General features: G+C 75.2%; 12 protein-coding genes. 7 read left to right on the top strand and 5 right to left on the bottom strand.

The genetic code is table 11. The features are described from left to right. Window positions 1-100 precede the first annotated feature (100 nt). Together AB0L34_RS11175 and AB0L34_RS11170 are read left to right on the top strand one after the other, a co-directional pair. Window positions 101-652 (top strand): YciI family protein, encoded by a 552-nt coding sequence (locus AB0L34_RS11175; protein ID WP_363703928.1) that lies wholly within the window; start codon window positions 101-103, stop codon window positions 650-652. 110 nt (window positions 653-762) lie between these two features. Continuing rightward, on the top strand, window positions 763-2,304 hold the full coding sequence (locus AB0L34_RS11170) for a pentapeptide repeat-containing protein (RefSeq protein WP_363703926.1): 1,542 nt from the start codon (window positions 763-765) through the stop codon (window positions 2,302-2,304). A gap of 199 nt (window positions 2,305-2,503) precedes the next feature. Here the strand turns inward: AB0L34_RS11170 and AB0L34_RS11165 are convergent, their stop codons facing one another. Continuing rightward, the gene (locus AB0L34_RS11165; protein WP_363703924.1) at window positions 2,504-3,502 is read right to left on the bottom strand and encodes a hypothetical protein; all 999 of its coding nucleotides are present in this window, start codon (window positions 3,500-3,502) and stop codon (window positions 2,504-2,506) included. Window positions 3,503-3,773: 271 nt separating this feature from the next. Next, window positions 3,774-5,252, bottom strand: coding sequence for a glutamate--cysteine ligase (locus AB0L34_RS11160; protein ID WP_363703922.1), 1,479 nt, complete (start codon window positions 5,250-5,252; stop codon window positions 3,774-3,776). Window positions 5,253-5,436: 184 nt separating this feature from the next. Here AB0L34_RS11160 and AB0L34_RS11155 point away from each other — a divergent pair, with 184 nt between their 5' ends. Then, entirely contained in the window at window positions 5,437-5,775 is a 339-nt protein-coding gene (locus AB0L34_RS11155; RefSeq protein ID WP_363703920.1) for a DUF3817 domain-containing protein, read from the top strand. Window positions 5,776-5,793: 18 nt separating this feature from the next. On the opposite strand, the gene AB0L34_RS11150 is transcribed toward AB0L34_RS11155, so the two are convergent. Next, a complete protein-coding gene (locus tag AB0L34_RS11150; RefSeq protein WP_363703918.1) occupies window positions 5,794-6,654 on the bottom strand; it encodes an alpha/beta hydrolase in 861 nt (286 codons plus the stop codon). Window positions 6,655-6,764: 110 nt separating this feature from the next. Next, window positions 6,765-7,316: a hypothetical protein gene (locus AB0L34_RS11145; protein WP_363703954.1), complete on the bottom strand. Its 552-nt coding sequence runs from the start codon at window positions 7,314-7,316 to the stop codon at window positions 6,765-6,767. A gap of 142 nt (window positions 7,317-7,458) precedes the next feature. On the opposite strand from AB0L34_RS11145, the gene AB0L34_RS11140 reads away from it, so the two are divergent. From AB0L34_RS11140 to AB0L34_RS11130, 3 genes are read left to right on the top strand one after another with little or no spacing between them, the layout of a single operon-like run. Beyond that, window positions 7,459-8,583: a Vms1/Ankzf1 family peptidyl-tRNA hydrolase gene (locus AB0L34_RS11140; protein ID WP_363703916.1), complete on the top strand. Its 1,125-nt coding sequence runs from the start codon at window positions 7,459-7,461 to the stop codon at window positions 8,581-8,583. Beyond that, window positions 8,576-10,339, top strand: coding sequence for a thiamine pyrophosphate-binding protein (locus AB0L34_RS11135; protein ID WP_357463751.1), 1,764 nt, complete (start codon window positions 8,576-8,578; stop codon window positions 10,337-10,339). The genes AB0L34_RS11140 and AB0L34_RS11135 overlap by 8 nt, the downstream gene beginning before the upstream one ends. 51 nt (window positions 10,340-10,390) lie before the next feature. Further along, complete coding sequence (locus tag AB0L34_RS11130; protein ID WP_363703914.1) at window positions 10,391-11,536, top strand: iron-containing redox enzyme family protein; 1,146 nt, start codon at window positions 10,391-10,393, stop codon at window positions 11,534-11,536. Window positions 11,537-11,578: 42 nt separating this feature from the next. Here the strand turns inward: AB0L34_RS11130 and AB0L34_RS11125 are convergent, their stop codons facing one another. Then, window positions 11,579-11,809, bottom strand: coding sequence for a CDGSH iron-sulfur domain-containing protein (locus tag AB0L34_RS11125; RefSeq protein ID WP_363703912.1), 231 nt, complete (start codon window positions 11,807-11,809; stop codon window positions 11,579-11,581). A gap of 187 nt (window positions 11,810-11,996) precedes the next feature. Here AB0L34_RS11125 and AB0L34_RS11120 point away from each other — a divergent pair, with 187 nt between their 5' ends. After that, a complete protein-coding gene (locus AB0L34_RS11120) occupies window positions 11,997-13,409 on the top strand; it encodes a hypothetical protein (RefSeq protein ID WP_363703952.1) in 1,413 nt (470 codons plus the stop codon). The last annotated feature ends 123 nt before the right edge of the window (window positions 13,410-13,532 follow it).

The raw sequence follows: 13,532 nt of genomic DNA, 5'->3' as shown, positions 1-13,532 counted from the left end.
GCTCCGGTCCCGTAGCCGGTTTCGGGGCACCGCCCTCGGTGGCATGGGGCGGAGGCGCCGACACTTGCACCGGTCCGAAACGGAGATCAGGATCTGCGGCATGGAGTTCTTCTGCTACCACCGCGACCGGCGTGATTCCCTGGCACTGCGCACCGAGTTGCTGGAAGAACACTGGTCCTACATGGACCGGTACGCGGCGGAGATGATCGCCCGCGGCCCGACCTTCGCCCCCGACGGGGAAACGCCGACCGGCAGCGTGCACATCGTCGACCTGCCCGATGCCGCCGCCGCCCGGGCATTCGCCTTCGACGAGCCCAACTACCAGGCCGGTGCGTACCGGGACGTGCTGCTGCGCCGCTGGCACAACACGCTGGGGCGCACCATGTGGGACTTTCCCGGTGGCCGGACCGGTGGGAACCGGTACCTGGTGCTCGGCCTCGGCGCGGGGCGGGCCGCCGACCGGGACCTGCCGCCCGACCGGGACGACCTGATCGCGTACGGGCCGCTGCTGTCCGACGACGGCGCCACCTGGCTGGGCACGGCGGTGCTGGTCGGGGCGGCGGACCCGGACGAGGCGCGCGCCGTGCTGACCCCGGACCGGTACGCCGAGATCGAGGTGCACGACTGGAGGTTTGGCGGACGTCCGTCCTGATCCAGAGGCGGCGACTTGTCACCGCCCCCGGCTATCCTGCGCCCGCGCCCCGGGACGGTCCCGGCGGCGGGTACCGGGTGGCGGGACGGCCGCCCCGCTGGGAGGGTCGCGTGGCAACCGAGGAGGCCGGTGTCGAGGCGTGCCGGGTCGCCGCACGGCAGGTGGCGGAGGGGACGGGCGCGGCGCGCGAGGAAGCCCTGCGGCGGCTGGCCGACCTCGGCGCGACCGACCCGACGCTGCGCCAGGACGTGGCTGACGCGATCTGCGCCTGGCTGCGTACGCCCGGCGCCGACGGCGGGGACGCCCACGCGCGGCGGGCGGCGCTGCGGGTGCTGGCCGGGCTGCTGCGCCCGGCCGGGGCGGGCGACGCGACGCCGCTCGCCGTGGACCTGTCCGGGGCGTCCCTGATGGACGCGGACCTCGGCGGCTGCGAGCTGGCCGGGGCACGGTTCGCCGACACGCGGTTCCTCGGTACGACCTCGTTCGCCGGCGCCCGGTTCACCGGCGACGCGGACTTCACCCGCGCGCTCTTCCACGGCGAGGCCCGGTTCGACGGGGCGGTGTTCGCCGCCGACGCGGCGTTCGGGCGTGCCCGGTTCCGGGGACCGGCCGGCTTCGACCGGGTGGACTTCGCCGGCATGGCGTGGTTCGGGCGGGGCGAGGACGAGCTGTGGGAGGACGATCCGGCCTGGGACGCGATCGAGGACGTCCGACCCGCGCCGTGGAACGAGCCGAACGAGGACGACCCGGGCTGGCCCGTCGCGGTGCTGATGGGGGACTACCAGAGCTGGGAGGAAGGCGGGGACGGCGCCCGCTTCGCCGGGACCGCGTCGTTCCGGCAGGCCCGCTTCGGTGGCCCGGCCTGGTTCTGCAAGGCCCGGTTCGGTGGGGAGGCGACGTTCCGGGACGCCCGGTTCGGCGCGGCGGTGCGACTCGACCAGCCCGCGGTGGACCTCGGCGGCGCACAGTGGGCCGGCGCGGCCGGCGAGGCGGTGGGCTGGCCCCTCGGCTGGACGTCCCGTCCGGGGCCGGACGGCACGGGCGTGCTGGTGCCGGACGAATCCGTGTCGCCCTACGCGCGGCAACTCGGCGACGGCGACCCCGCCGTCCGCCGCGCCGGGCTGCGCGCCCTCGGCGAGCTGGGCGACGCGCGACCGGAGCTGCGCCAACGGGTGGTCGACACCGTCTGCGGATACCTGCGCGGGCCGCTGCCGTTCGACGTACGCGGCGACCTGGGCCCCGCCGAGGCCGGGGAGACGGCACTGCGACGCGACGCGCAGCGGCTGCTCGCCGAGCGGCTGCGCCCGGTGGCCGCCACCCCCGACGGGCCGACGCACTGGCCGGGCATGACCCTGTCGCTGTGTGGCGCGACGCTGCTCGACCTCGACCTGCACGGCTGCCACGCGGGGTACGCGGACTTCACCGCCGCCCAGTTCCACGGCGCCACCCGGTTCGACGACAGCACGTTCGACGCTGCCGCCTTCCGGCTGGGCGGGTCCGAGGGGCGCGCGTCGTTCCACGGCGAGGCCACCTTCGCCGGGGCGCGGCTGGACCGGTGGCGCGGGGTCCGGGAGGTGCTCGACGGCGTCGTGTTCCACGCCGGCGTCGTCGTCGACCCTGCCGAGGGTCGGGCACCGGCGGGACAGGGCTGAACGGGCGCGGCAGGTCCGCCCCGCGCCCTTGATCGGAGGCCGCGCATCCGGCGGGGCGGGGTGGGCCGTCGGCCGTCAGGGCGAGGGCCGGCGAAAGGCCGGGGCGCCACCGGCGCCCACGGCATGGCGCGGCCGGGATCGATCTGTGCCGGCCGCCGGGGACCGGGGCGGCGCCGCCCCGGTCCCCGGCCCGGGTCGGTCAGGACCAGGGGGCCGTCGGATACCAGGGGATGATCTCGCGGCGGGCGAGGATCCGCACGTCCCAGTAGAGGAACGTGAAGGCGCCGGCCACGATGAACGCGACCGCGGTCAGGGTCGCCAGTCGGGTCGGCCGGGCGCTGAACCAGCGTTGCAGGCGGGAACCGGCGAGCCAGGCCAGCAGCAGGAACAGCACCGCCATGATGACGATGTTGCCGATCGACTGGAGGGTGAACGCCGCGGCCCCGTAGAGCGGGTTGCCGCTCTCGGCGGCGTCGCGGAACATCTGTCGGAACAGCGCGAACGGCCGGCCGATGAGGAAGCCGGCGATCAGCACGCCCATGAAGACCATCGGCACGTTGGGATGCCGCCGGGCGATCCGGGCGAACGGATCCGGCACCACGCCGAGTGCGGCCAGGCCGAGGTAGATCATGATGAGCCCGATCAGGCCGAAGACCACCATCGACTGGATGCTCCGCGGCGACAGGCTGCCGGGGCTGTTGCTGGCGGTGGAGAACTGCGGCATCGACGTTCCGACGAAGCCCACGATCGCGCCGTACGTGGCCGACACCGCGACCATGCCGACCGACATCCAGCCCAGTGGCTTCAGCGGCTGCACGAACCTGCTGAGCCTGCTGCCGGTGGTGCCGGTCAGCGGGGCCAGGGCGCCGAACGCGGCGATGTTGCAGGCGGTGAACGTGCCGGCGATCCCGGAGACGAAGGCGAACAGCACGCCGGCCGCGACGCCCTGGATGGGGGTCTCCTTGGCGTCGTGGCCGAGCAGGGTGTTGGCGACGTTGTCGCCGATGGTCCGGTCGACGAACTCCGCCGACCAGATCACGGTCAGCAGGAAGCCGCCGAGGACGCTGAGCAGGATGATCAGCCCGCGCCGCCGGGGGAAGTGCCCGGTGACGAACGCGGACGTGCCGGTCTGCGCGGTGTCGGGCCGGATCCGGACGGGTACGTCGGGTTGCTGGGGGGACCGCTGGGTCTGCGTCACGTGCGCTCCTCAGGGTGGGGGGTGGAACCCGGGCGCGACCGCCGACGGTGGCGACGCCGCCCGCGACCGGCGAACGGGGGCCACCGGTCGGCCTGGACGCACCCGCCCGACCCCTCCTACCAGCAACGAATCGTGCGGGATCGATGTCCGCGTCTCATCATGGGGCGCTTCCGGTCCCCGGGGTTCTTCCGCCCTGCGCAATCGCGCTGGGTGATCGACCTGTGCCCCAAAGTGCCCGCGCTGATCCCGCCGGTCGCCCCGCCTGCCCTGGTCAGGGCAGCGGCCACTCGTGGACCGGCCGGTTGCTGTGCATCAGCGTCACGTAGTGCCGCACCACCTCGCGCAGCGCCTCCGGCCGGTCGAGGTGGTCGGTGGACTCCAGCCGGTGCAGGGTCTCCACCTGCCAGCTCGCGCCGTTGCGCCCCGTCAGGCAGCGCTGCTCGATGATGCCGAGCAGCCGGTCGCGCTCGCCCGGGTCCAGGCCCCACCGGTCCAGCCCGTGGTGGGCCAGCGGCAGCAGCCGCCGCAGCACCAGCTCGGTGACCGGGAGGTAGCCCAGGCCGGGCCAGAAGACCTGGGCGTCGATGCCGTGGCGGGCGCAGCTGGTGAAGTTCTCCTCGGCGGCGCTGAAGGACATCTGCGACCACAGTGGCCGGTCGGCCTCGGCGAGCGCCCGGACCAGGCCGAAGTAGAAGGCGCCGTTGGCGATGGTGTCGAGGACGGTCGGCCCGGCCGGCAGCACCCGGTTCTCCACCCGCAGGTGCGGGCGACCCTTGAGCACGTCGTAGACGGGCCGGTTCCACCGGTAGACGGTGCCGTTGTGCAGGCGCAGTTCGGCGAGCTTGGGCACGCCGCCGGCGGCGAGGGCCTCGGCCGGGTCCTCCGGGTCGCAGACCGGCAGCAGCGCCGGGAAGTAGCGGACGTTCTCCTCGAACAGGTCGAACACGGTGGTGATCCAGCGTTCCCCGAACCAGACCCGGGGGCGTACGCCCTGCGCCTTGATCTCCTCGGCGCGGGTGTCCGTGGCCTGCTGGAACAGCGGGATGCGCGTCTCCCGCCACAGCTCGCGGCCGAAGAACAGCGGCGCGTTGGCGCCGAGCGCCACCTGGATGCCGGCGATCGCCTGGGCGGCGTTCCAGTAGTCGGCGAACTGGGCGGGGCTGACCTGGAGGTGGAACTGGGTGCTGGTGCAGGCCGCCTCCGGGGTGATCGTGTCGGCGGTGACGGCGAGCCGCTCCACCCCGTTGATCGCGATCCGCAGGTCCTCGCCCCGGGCGGCGAAGATCTGCTCGTTGAGCAGCTCGTAGCGGGGGTTGGCCGACAGCGTCTCCGCGGTCAGGTGCTCGGGTCGCAGCGTCGGCAGGATGCCGATCATGACCATGTGGGCGCCGATCGCGCGGGCCTTCTGCTCGGCGGCGTTCAGGCTGGCCCGCACGTGCTCCTCGAACTCGGCGGTGCCGGTGCCGGTCAGCCGGCGGGGCGCCACGTTGATCTCCACGTTGAACTGGCCCAGCTCGGTCTGGAAGCTCGGGTCGGCGACGGCGGCCAGCACGTCGGCGTTGCGCATGGCGGGCATCGAGTCCCCGTCGACCAGGTTGAGTTCGATCTCCAACCCGGTCATCGGCCGGTCGACGTCGAACCGCGACTCGCGCAGCATCTCGGCGAACACGTCGAGGCAGCGGCGCACCTTCTCCCGGTAGCGGGCCCGATCCTCGCGACTGAAGGTCCGCACGCCGACTTCCTCGCCCATGGTCACCACCCTGTCACCGCTGGTCCCCTAAACCTCGCACGCCACGTCGGGGCCGGGGAAGACCTGAGGACCTCTTCTCTACCCAGCGGGGCTCCCGGTGATCCCCGTCGCCCGCGTCCCGGTCCCGCCCGGGCGCGACCGGGGTCACCGATAGCATGGCCGGCGGCGAGAGATGGAGATGCTGATGCGCGAGAAGGTGACCCGGTTGTTCGTGGTGGCGGCGATCGCCGAGGCGATCTCCTGGGCCGCCCTGCTGGCCGGCATGGCGGTGAAGTACGGCCCGCCCGCCAACGAGCTGGGCGTGCAGATCTTCGGGCCGATCCACGGCGGCCTGTTCATCGCGTACGGCGTGCTGGTGCTCGCGGTGGCCCGCCTGCGCCGGTGGAGCCTGCTGGCGACCGGGGTGGCCCTGGCCTGTGCCGTGCCGCCCTTCGCCACGCTCGCCTTCGAGCGTTGGGCGCGGCGGCGCGGCATGCTCGACACCGCCCGCGAGCCCGCCCGCGAGCCCGCCCCGGTCGGCTGACCCGCCCGACCCGGGCGGCTACCCGGCGAGGAAGGCGGACAGCTCGGCGGCGAGCTGTCCCGGTGCCTCCTCGGCCATGTGGTGGCCCGACTCGACCGGTGCGGCCCGTACGTCGTCGGCCCACTCCCGCCAGATCGCGGCGGGGTCGCCGTAGAGGTCCACCATGTCGTCCCGCGTGGACCACAGGAAGAGCACCGGGCAGGTGATCCGCCGGCCGGCGGCACGGTCGGCGTCGTCGGCTGCCCGGTCCGGGCCGAGGCCCGCCCGGTAGTCCTCGCACATGGCGTGCACGGTCGCCGGGTCGTGGATGGCCCGGTGGTAGTCGGCGTACGCCTCCTCGCCCATCTCGGCGGGGGAGCCGCCGTACCAGGCGTCCGGGTCGGCGTTGATCACCTGCTCGGCGGGCTTGTCGAGCTGGCCCAGGAAGAACCAGTGCCACCACCGGGCGGCGAACCGGGCGTCGGCGCGGGCCAGGGCCGCCCCGATCGGCACCCCGTCGAGCACCCCGAGGCGGCTGACCCGGTCGGGGTGGTCCAGCGCGGTGCGCATCGCCACGTAGCAGCCCCGGTCGTGCCCCACCACGGCCGCGCGGTCGTGGCCGAGGGCGTCGAGCAGCGCCACGACGTCGCCCGCCATCGCCCGCTTCGAGTACGGCGTGTGGTCGGGGGTGCTCGGCGGCGTCGACGAGCCACCGTAGCCGCGCAGGTCCGGGCAGATGACCGTGTGCCGCCCGGCGAGCAGCGGCGCCACCCGGTGCCAGGTGGCGTGGGTGCGGGGATGGCCGTGCAGCAGCACCACCGGCGACCCGGACCCGCCGTGGCGTACGCGCAGGCGTACCGGCCCGAGGTCGATCTCGTCGAGCGTGAATCCGGCGAACATGGCGCCTGCGGTGCCCGGGCGCGCGGGGCGCGAAACGTCGGATCAGCGCCGGGCGCGCGAGCCAGGCCGGTGCCGGGTGCGAGATGTCGGGTCAGCGCCGGGCGCGCGACTCAGGTGAGCGCGGCCCAGGCGAGCAGGGCGGCGACCAGCAGCCCGCCCAGTGCCGCCTGGAGCAGCAGCGGCGGCCCGAGGTGCGACCACAGCGTGGCGGTGCGCGGGGTGAGCAGCTGCCCGGTCGTCAGGTTGACGATCCGCTCGATCTTCGGCGGCAGGTCGGGGTCGCCCTGCCGGCGCAGCGTGAGCTGCACGTGGTCGGCGGGGTGCAGGGCGCTCTGCGGCAGGTGCCCGTGCAGCTCGACCTCGCAGAGCTGCCCGGCGGAGTCGCGCAGCCGCACCGGGGTGACCAGGAATTCCGGGCCCTTCTTCAGGTCCTTGAACCGCCGCCGGGCCGCCGCGCCGGAGCCGGCGGAGAACAGGGACCGGACCACCGCCGCCAGCAGCCCGGCCACCCCGGCCGCCGCGAGCACCGCGACCAGCACCGGCTGGCCGACCCGCACCTCGCGCGGGTAGCCGTCGAGCAGGCGGACGATTCGGCCGGTGACGATCCGGTCGGTGGGGTGGACGATCCGCCGGATATGGAGGTCGCTGTCCATGGTCACCACCCAGAGTCCGGTTGCGTTCACCGATGGTATCGGCCATCCGGCCTGAACGACGTGAATGAATCCTGGTCACGCGCTCACGGCGGCCAGGTGACAACCGGACCGGCGCGGGTAAGCGGGGGGCCGAGCTGGAAAGGGGTCGAGCATGCAGCTGTCCTTCCTGCGCCCGCTCTACGACCGGCCGGGGCCGTGGGTCTCGGTGTACCTGGACGCCTCCGCCAACACCCAGGACGCCCACCCGGCGCTCGATCTGCGGTGGCGGGCCCTGCGCAACCAACTCCAGGAACAGCGCGCCGACGTGGACACGATCGACGCGGTCGAACGGGTCGTCCGCGGGCACGACCCGATGCCGGGGGACTACGGCCTGGCGGTCTTCGGCACCCGGGGCCGGGTGGTGCTGTCGGAGTACCTCTCCGCCCCGCCGCTGCGGGACCTCGCCGCGTTCACCCCCCTGCCGCACGTGATGCCGCTGCTGGCGCAGCGCGGCGAGCAGGTGGCGTGGGTGCGGGTGCTGGCCGACCGGACCGGGGCCGACGCCATGGCGATCAGCGCCGGCGGCGTGCCGCGCCGCGCCCACGTGACCGGCCGGGAGGACTTCCAGTTGCGCCGGGTGAAGCCCGGCGGCTGGTCCCAGTCGCGGTACCAGCGCGCCGCCATGGAGGCCTGGCACCACAACGCCGGCGACGTCACCGCGGCGACGGTGGAGCTGGCCGAGAAGGTCGGCGCGGACGTGGTGGTGGTCGCCGGCGACGTGCGGGCCACCGGCGTGATCGCCGCCCAGATGCCGCAACGCTGGCAGGACGTCGTGGTCCGCACCGACGCCGGCTCCCGGGCCGGCGGCGCCGACCAGACGCTCCTGGACGACCTCACCGTGCAGACCATCGCCGAGGTGGCCGACCAGCGGATCACCGCCGCGCTGGACCGGTTCGGCATGCAGGAGGACGTCGGTGCCGGGCTGGAGGCGGTGGTCTCCGCGCTGCAACGCAACCAGGTCGACACCATGCTCATCGTCGACGACCCGTCGGCGACCGGGGAGCTGTGGATCGGGCCGGATCCGACGGCGATCGCCACCGACCCGCGGCAGCTCGCCGACATGTCGGTGCGCGACCCGGAGAAGGTCCGTGCCGACGCCGCGCTCGTGCGCGCCCTGGTCGGCACCGAGGCCGAGCTGACCGTGCTCGGCCCGGACGAGGCGCCGGAGCTGGCCGACGGCGTCGGGGCGGTGCTGCGGTACGTCGACGCCGCCACGCCGGGGCGTGGCAATGCCTGAGCGGACGGTGGCCGACCTGGTGGTCGAGCGGCTCCGCGCCTGGCGGGTGCCACGGGCCTTCGGCTACCCCGGGGAGGCCATCGCCCCCGTGGTCGAGGCGCTCGACGCCTCGGGCGGGGACCCGGCGTTCGTCCCCGCCCGGCACGAGGAGACCGCCTCCTACATGGCCACCGGGCACGCCAAGTTCACCGGCGGGATCGGGGTCTGCCTGGCCACCCAGGGGCCGAGCGCCGTCCAACTGCTCAACGGGCTCTACGACGCCAAGCTGGACAGCAAGCCGGTGGTGGCCATCGTCGGGGAGGACGTCTCCGGCCCGCTCGGCGGCGCCCACCAGGAGATCGGGCTGAGCCGGCTGTTCGGCGACGTGTGCAACCAGTTCGTCCGGTACGGCCGCACCCCCGCCGGGGTGCCGGCCCTGCTCGACCAGGCGTTCCGCACCGCCGCGGCCACCCGCAGCCCGGTCTGCGTGGTGCTGCCGCGCCAGTTGCAGGAGATCGCGGTGCCCGACCTGCAACCCCAGGCGGCGGGCGTGCTCGCGGCGACGCCCGGGGAGCCGCTGGCCCGGGTGCTACCGCACGACGTCGACCTGGAGGCGGCCGCCCAACTGCTCGCCAACGGCCGGCGCACCGCCATCCTGGTCGGGCAGGGCGCCCGGGGCGCGGCGGAGGACATCGTCGCCCTCGCCGACCGGCTCGGCGCCGGGGTGGCTGCCTCGCTGCTCGGCAAGCCGGTGCTCGACGAGCGGCTGCCCTTCCACGCGGGCGTGCTCGGCGAGGTCGGCACCCCGGCCGCGGCCGAGCTGATGGGCGGCTGCGACACCCTGCTGCTGGTCGGCACGAACGACCCGTGGACGGACTACTTCCCGATGCCGGGGCAGGCCCGCACCGTGCAGATCGACATCGACGGGCGCCGGATCGGCACCCGCTACCCCGTGGACGTGCCGCTGGTGGGGGACGCCGCGGAGACGCTGCGGGCGTTGCTGGCCAGGGTGCCGGAGCGGCCCAACGCCCGCTGGCGGGAGACCGTGGAGGGCTCGGTCGACCGCTGGCGGGCCGAGCGCGCCGACCGGGCCGCCGCCCCCGCCGAGCCGGTGAACCCGCAGCTCGTGGTGCAGGAACTCGCCACCCGGGTGCCGCGGCGCGGGGCGGTCGCGGTGGACGTCGGCTCGGTCATCTACTGGTACGCCCGGCACCTGGAACTGCCCCCGGGAGTGAACGCGCAGCTCTGCGGCACACTCGGCTCGATGGGCTGCGCCCTGCCGTACGCCGTGGCCGCCAAGCTCGCCGCCCCGGACCAGCCGGTGATCGCCCTGCTCGGCGACGGCGCCATGCAGCTCAACGGGCTGGCCGAGTTGGTCACCGTGGCGCACCACTGGCAGGAGTGGCGCGATCCCCGGCTGGTGGTGCTGGTGCTCAACAACCGGGACCAGTCCGGCATGGGCGGGGGCCGTCCGCCGTCCACCGACCCCGCGCGCCGCCGCCCCGACGTCCCGTACGCCGGCTGGGCCCGCCTGCTCGGGCTGCACGGGGTGCGGGTCGACCGGCCGGAACTGGTGGGGGCCGCCTGGGACGAGGCGCTCGCCGCCGACCGCCCGTGCGTGGTGGAGGCGGTGGTCGACCCGGCCGTACGACTGGCGCCTCCCGAGCCGGCGTTCGCGGACCTGCGCGGCGTCTTCGCCGAGGGCGACGCCGCCCGGCGGGTCCGCGACCGGATGCTCACCGCCGGGGTGACCGTGGAGACCGAGGACCTCGTTTAGCCGCCCGGCGGGCGGGCACTGAGGACCGGCAGTCAGACGCGGGAGGTCGCCTTGTCCGAGCCCACCGATCGCCGGTACGGTCCCGCGCGCCTGCCGGAGCCCCGCGGACCGGTCTCGGCGGCGGTGCTGGACGCGCTGCGGCAGGAGCCGCACGACCTGCCGGCCGGGCTCGGCGCTCGGCTCGACCCGGTCGACCCGCTCACCGACGAGGACCTCCAGCTCACCCTCTTCTGCTGCTACGAGCTGCACTACCGGGGCTGGCGGGGCGTCGACGACGACTGGGAGTGGCAGCCGTCCCTGCTCGCGCTGCGTGCGTACGCCGAACGGGTCTTCGAGGCGGCGGTGCGGGCGCTCGTGGGGCCGCTGCCGGCGGTGCCGCCCGGCGGCGTGCCGGCGGCCCTCGCGGACGTGGTCGCCGCGGACGCCGGGCCGTCGCTCGCCGGGCACCTCCAGCGCCGGGCGTCGCTGGCGCAGTTCCGGGAGTTCGTCACCCACCGCTCGGTCTACCACCTGCGGGAGGCGGACCCGCACAGCTGGGCCCTGCCGCGCCTCGGCGGACCGGCGAAGGCCGCCCTGGTGGAGATCCAGACGGACGAGTACGGCAACGGTCGGCTGGACCGGATGCATGCCGAGCTGTTCCGGGTGACCCTGGACCGGCTGGGGCTGGACACCGGATACGCCGCCCACCTGGACGCGGTGCCGGCGGTCACCCTGGCCACCAACAACCTGATGTCGCTGTTCGGGCTGCACCGGCGGCTGCGCGGGGCGCTGCTGGGGCACCTCGCCGCGTACGAGATGACCTCGTCGCTGCCGAACCGCCGGTACGGCAACGGGCTGCGCCGGCTCGGTCTGGACGAGGCGGCCACCCGCTTCTACGACGAGCACGTGGAGGCCGACGCGGTGCACGAGCAGATCGCCGCGCACGACCTGTGCGGCGGCCTGGTCCGGGTGGAGCCGGGGCTCGCCCCCGACGTGCTCCTCGGTGCCGCCGCCGCGCTGGCGGTGGACCGGCTCTTCGCCGCGCACCTGCTCGACGCCTGGGCCGCCGGCCGCACCTCGCTGCGCCCGACCACCGGCCCGCCCCGGGCCACGCTGCGGGAGTCCCCCCGGGCCGGCGCGGCCCGCCCTCCGCGCCTCTCCGATCCACCGCTCGTCGATCTCGCACTCTCGTCCCCCGTCACGGGTTGTCCATCCTGATCCGTCGGGGCGCCGATGCGGGATCGCGGGGGTGGGGCGGGGTCAGGTCTGCCGGTCGGTGCCGGCGCGGAAGCCGATCACCTTGTGCGTGCCGTCGCAGAAGGGCTTGAGCGCGGACTTGCCGCACCGGCACAGCGCCACCGTGCCCCGCCGCGCGTCGATGGTCTCGCCGTCCGGGGTGAGCAGGGCGAAGTCGCCCCGGACCAGCAGCGGGCCGTCCTGGTACGGGGTGATGGTGGCCGCCGCGGCGGGAGTGTCGTCGTCTGCGCGCATGGGCGCTCATGTGCCCGCCGTACCGGCGCCGAAACCCCTGGTCACGGCTCGGATACGGGGCTGGCGGCAACCGCCCGGATCTTCTGATTACTCCCGCCCGGTGGGGGATGCCCCGTTTGAACCCCATCGGGACGGGAAGCCGGGCCGCGTGGTGAGCGAACGAGGCAAGGTGGGGCCGGTGCACAAGGTGCGCAAGGGGCTCACGGCCGACGGTGCCGGACTGGCGGGCGACCGGGTGGTGGCCGCCGGCAGCGCGGCCCGCGTCCTGGTGGCCGCCACCGCGCGGGCGCTGCGCGGCACCGACTGCGCCGACCTGGGACACCCCGGACACCCCGGCCCGCTGTCGCGGTTCACCGGCGCGCCCGAGCCGGTCCGGCGGGCGGCGGTGGTCCGGGCCGCCGGTCGGGTGGCGCTCACCCCCGGCCAGACGGCCGAGGTCGACGCCGAGCGGATCGCCCGCTGGTTCGCCGACCAGTACCCCCGCCGCCGCTACCCGGGCGCCCTGCTCGGCTCCCCGCACGGGGCCGCCGCGCACCTGGCGACGGCGCTCGGCGTGCCCTGGCTGCCCGCCGGGTTCGAGATGAGCGTGCACTGGGCCCAGGGCGCCGTGGACAGGCCGCAGGCCGCCCTCGACCACGGAGCGGCGCTGACGGCCCGCCTGCTCGCCGGCAACCCCGACCTGCACGTACGCCAGGTGCACTGCCCCGCCAGCCGGGGCGCGCTGGCCGGCGCCACGGTGTCGCTCGCGGCCCGGTGGCGGTCCCTGCCGGCCGCGTACGCGCGGTTCCTGGCCGACCTGCTGGAGCCGGGCGCACCGGTGCTGCTGCTGCGCGACGTCCGCACCTGGCCGGTGTTCGACTCCGCGCCCGGCCACAGCTTCCAGGTCGGCTGCCCGGGCAGCGGCCTGGACCCGGTGGACTTCCACCCGGACAGCCACGCCCTGCGCCAGGTGCTCCGCTCCGCCGGCGGGGACGGCGCGCACTGGCAGCCGCCGGAGGTCTGCGCGCCACCCGCCCCCGCCGAACACGGCGTGGAGTCCGGTTTCGAGGACGGTGCCCGCGAGTGGACCGCCCGGCACCGGCATCCGCTGCACCGCGTGCTCGTCCCGCGGCCGGGCGCGCTGAGCGCCGCGACCGCCGACCTGTACCGGCGCTGGCTGCGCGCGGCCGGCAAGACCGGCAACCGGCTGGTGGTGGAGTGCGGCCGGCTGCTCGACCCGTGGCAGGTGGTGCGGGCCGGCATGGTGCCGTACTGGTGCGAGAACGCCACCCGGCGCAGCGTGGAGGGGGTGGAGTGGTGGCTCGCCGGCAGCGAGCCGTTCAGCTCGGTGGACGTCCTGCCCGAGCCGCCCGGCCTGCGGTCGCCGGCGCTCGCCGGGTTGCCGCAGTGGCTGGCCGTCGCCGGTTTCGGCCGCCGCCGGCGGGCGCTGGACCGCACCTCGGCGCGGGGCTACCCGGTCACCTCCGTGCCCACCCGCCGAGCCACCGAGGTGCTGCGGGCCCAGCCGTACGACCTGCCGACGCCGCCGCCGATGACCGTCGCCGAGGCACTCGCGGCACTGCGCGACACCGGCGCCCACCAGGGGTTGCTGATCTGTTGAACCAGCCCTGTCGAAACATCCTCGCGAAACCGGGGTCCCGTGATTGAGTACCTACGGAGCGGGAACACCGCTGGCTGCGACGGCCTGATCACGCCGTCCGGCGCGGCGTCGTCGCCCGCTGGC

It is taken from the genome of Micromonospora sp. NPDC052213 (genome assembly GCF_040679695.1).
Lineage (GTDB): Bacteria > Actinomycetota > Actinomycetes > Mycobacteriales > Micromonosporaceae > Micromonospora.
This window is presented reverse-complemented; position numbering and strand designations above follow the sequence as displayed.

What these genes read in the sequence shown, in the direction of transcription:
- AB0L34_RS11175 (WP_363703928.1), top strand. Translation starts at nt 101, where the DNA reads ATGGAGTTCTTCTGCTACCACCGCGACCGGCGTGATTCCCTGGCACTG.
- AB0L34_RS11160 (WP_363703922.1), bottom strand. Translation starts at nt 5,252, where the DNA reads ATGGGCGAGGAAGTCGGCGTGCGGACCTTCAGTCGCGAGGATCGGGCC.
- AB0L34_RS11155 (WP_363703920.1), top strand. Translation starts at nt 5,437, where the DNA reads ATGCGCGAGAAGGTGACCCGGTTGTTCGTGGTGGCGGCGATCGCCGAG.
- AB0L34_RS11150 (WP_363703918.1), bottom strand. Translation starts at nt 6,654, where the DNA reads ATGTTCGCCGGATTCACGCTCGACGAGATCGACCTCGGGCCGGTACGC.
- AB0L34_RS11140 (WP_363703916.1), top strand. Translation starts at nt 7,459, where the DNA reads ATGCAGCTGTCCTTCCTGCGCCCGCTCTACGACCGGCCGGGGCCGTGG.
- AB0L34_RS11135 (WP_357463751.1), top strand. Translation starts at nt 8,576, where the DNA reads ATGCCTGAGCGGACGGTGGCCGACCTGGTGGTCGAGCGGCTCCGCGCC.
- AB0L34_RS11125 (WP_363703912.1), bottom strand. Translation starts at nt 11,809, where the DNA reads ATGCGCGCAGACGACGACACTCCCGCCGCGGCGGCCACCATCACCCCG.